The sequence below is a fragment of the Poseidonibacter sp. genome, from assembly GCF_041821165.1.
Lineage (GTDB): Bacteria > Campylobacterota > Campylobacteria > Campylobacterales > Arcobacteraceae > Poseidonibacter.
Genome location: NZ_JBGUES010000238.1, coordinates 1 through 2,966 on the forward strand (window position 1 = coordinate 1; position 2,966 = coordinate 2,966).

Below are 2,966 nucleotides of genomic sequence, written 5' to 3' on the forward strand. Positions count from 1 at the left end.
CTGTTAACAAGAGAACAAAGACTGTTTTTAAAAAATAGAGATACTTTTAGAATGTGTGTACAATCAAATAGTTATCCATATCAAGAAATGCAAAATAATGAATTTCTTGGAATCGTTTCAAAATACACTAAATTATTTGAGAAGTCACTTGATAAGAAAATCACTATTGTTCCTACTACAAATGAAAATATTGCTAAACAATATTTAATTGATGATAAATGTGACTTAATATCTTACTTGACAAAAAAAGATACAAATGATTTTATTTATACAAAAAACTATTTAAGTCTACCTATTGTTTTGCTAACTAAAAATAGTAAAGAGTTTGTATATAATTTTGAACAATTAAATGATAAAAGATTATTAATATCTAATTCTAAAATTGATGTTAATTATTTAAAACAAAAATATCCAGATATACAATTTAAAATTAATACAAATGAAGAAAATGTACTAGACCAAATTTATGATGAAAATGTTTATGGCTTTGTAACTGATATTATTCATGCAATTGATATTTTAAAAAAACAAACAGGAGTGAATATTCATATTGGTGGTAAATTTGATGAAAATATTACACTAGGTTTTGTTCTTAATGAGAATAATAAAATTCTAGCTGATATTTTAGATAAATTCATAGAAAATATTTCTAAGAGCCAGCACGATAAATTAATGAGTTCTTTTACTTATATAAATTATAAAGAAGTTCCCGATTATAGTTTACTTTGGAAGGTTTTAACTCTTTCTTTTATTTTCAGTTTAATATTAATAATTTTTATTTTTAGAGAAGAAAAATTAAAACAAAAAATTATTACACTAAATAAAGATTTAAAAATAAGAATAAAAGATGAGGTTGCTTTAAACAGAAAAAAGGATGAGTTTATTTTTAGACAATCAAAATTAGCAAGTATGGGAGAAATGCTTACTAATATAGCACATCAATGGCGACAACCATTAACTAGAATTAACTTATCAATTGAAGTTATGTCATCAGTTATTGAAAATGAAGAAACAAAAAATAAAAGTATTTTAGAAGAAAAAATCTCTTTAATAAAAAAAGATATTGTATATATGTCTAATACGATTCATGATTTTAGTAATTTTTTCCACCCAAATAAAGAGATGTCAATTTTTAATTTAAATGATGTAATTGGTAAATCAATATCTTTAGTTAAAAATAAAGATATTGATATAGAGTTTATTATTGAAATAGATAAAGAAATTACTTTAAAAAATTATGAGAATGAGTTAATTCAAGTGATTATGGTTTTATTAGATAATTCAATTGATAGTTTCAAATTAAAAAAATATGGAAATAAAAAAATAAATATTTATACAAAAAAGTTTGAAAAGAATATAGAGTTATCAATACTTGACAATGCAGGTGGTATTGATGCAAGAATAATTAGTAGAATATTTGAGCCATATTTTAGTACAAAGTTTAAAGACCAAGGTGTTGGCATTGGTCTTTATATGGCAAAAATGTTAATTGAAGATAGTATGAGGGGTAATATAATTGTTGATTCTTTTGATGATTTTACTCATTTTACTATAAGTTTACCAAGGATAATTAATGAATAAATTAAATTTATTGTATGTTGAAGATGATATAGATGTTAGAGATAATGTTGTATTTTTCTTAAAAAGATTTTTTACAAATATATATACAGCAGGTGATGGTATCCAAGCATATGAAATATATAAAAAAGAAGATATTGATTTACTTCTTTTAGATATAAATGTACCTAAAATGAATGGAATTACATTTGCAAAGAAGATTAGAGCTGAAAATACTAAAGTACCAATAGTTTTTTTAACTGCATATAGTGATAAAGAAAGGCTTTTAGAAGTTATAAAAATTGGAGTTTCTTCTTATATTATAAAACCTTTTGATATAAAAGAGTTATTAAGTACAATACAAAGTTGTATAAATATAGTCTCAGAAGAGAAAAAGATTATTAATAAAGTATTACTAGGAGAAAATTTAATTTGGGAGATTGATAAGAAGAATCTTTTATTTCATAATGAAAATATTCGTTTAACAAATAATGAAATTATGTTAATAGAACTATTTATTAAATTTAAAAATAAAGTTTTTACACCTGATGAAATAATTGAAGAACTTTTTCCACAAAGTGATATTCAAGCAAATACAATAACTCAGATGATATCTAGATTTAAAAGAAAAATAATTGAAAAAACACAAAATGAAAGTTTTTTTATAGAAAATATTTATAAGAAAGGCTATAAATTAAAATAAGTTCATATAAAGATAATAAATAAATAAACTATTATATAAAAAGTGTCATTTTTATAAGATAATTGTATTATATAATTCATTATAAAAAAATAGGATTATATGATGAAAGAAATCAAATTAGATAGAAATACAATGATTGTATCTGAAACAGATGAAAAAGGTTTTATAATTTATGCAAATAGTGATTTTTGCTCTATAGCTGGTTATGACAAAGATGAATTAATTGGAAGACCACATAATATGGTAAGACATAAAGATATGCCAAAAGAAGCATTTAAAGATTTATGGTCAACAGTACAATCAGGAAAAATATGGAATGGTATTGTTAAGAATAAAACAAAAAATGGAAGCTTTTATTGGGTAAATGCTACTGCTTATCGTTCAGTTGACGCAGAAGGAAATAAAAGATATATTTCTGTGCGTGTTAAGCCAACAGAAGAAGAAGTTTTATATGCAAAAGAGCTATACAAAAAACTTAGATAGGAATTTTATAGATGTTTTTCAAAAAGAAAAAAGACCAAAAGGTTATATTAGATTCCCTAGAAATATTAGAACAATATTTAAAAAATGATATAAATAGCATATCAACTGAAATTAATACAAAATCTAAATATTATAATCAAATTGAAAGTAAATTACATTCAATAGTTGATTTAATCCAAAATAAAAATCAAACAAATCTTACAGTCTATGGTGAGATTATGCT

General features: G+C 22.3%; 3 protein-coding genes and 1 pseudogene. All 4 read left to right on the forward strand.

The annotated features are described in order from the left end of the window. The coding region (locus ACERKK_RS12590) for an ATP-binding protein (protein ID WP_373773425.1) at positions 1-1,581 on the forward strand (1,581 nt) is incomplete at its 5' end. After that, positions 1,574-2,260, forward strand: coding sequence for a response regulator transcription factor (locus tag ACERKK_RS12595; protein ID WP_373773426.1), 687 nt, complete (start codon positions 1,574-1,576; stop codon positions 2,258-2,260). The genes ACERKK_RS12590 and ACERKK_RS12595, both read left to right, overlap by 8 nt. A gap of 99 nt (positions 2,261-2,359) precedes the next feature. Beyond that, positions 2,360-2,743 (forward strand): PAS domain-containing protein, encoded by a 384-nt coding sequence (locus ACERKK_RS12600; protein ID WP_373773427.1) that lies wholly within the window; start codon positions 2,360-2,362, stop codon positions 2,741-2,743. Between the two features lie 11 nt (positions 2,744-2,754). Continuing rightward, positions 2,755-2,966 (forward strand): annotated as a pseudogene (locus tag ACERKK_RS12605) (chemotaxis protein); the annotation flags it as partial.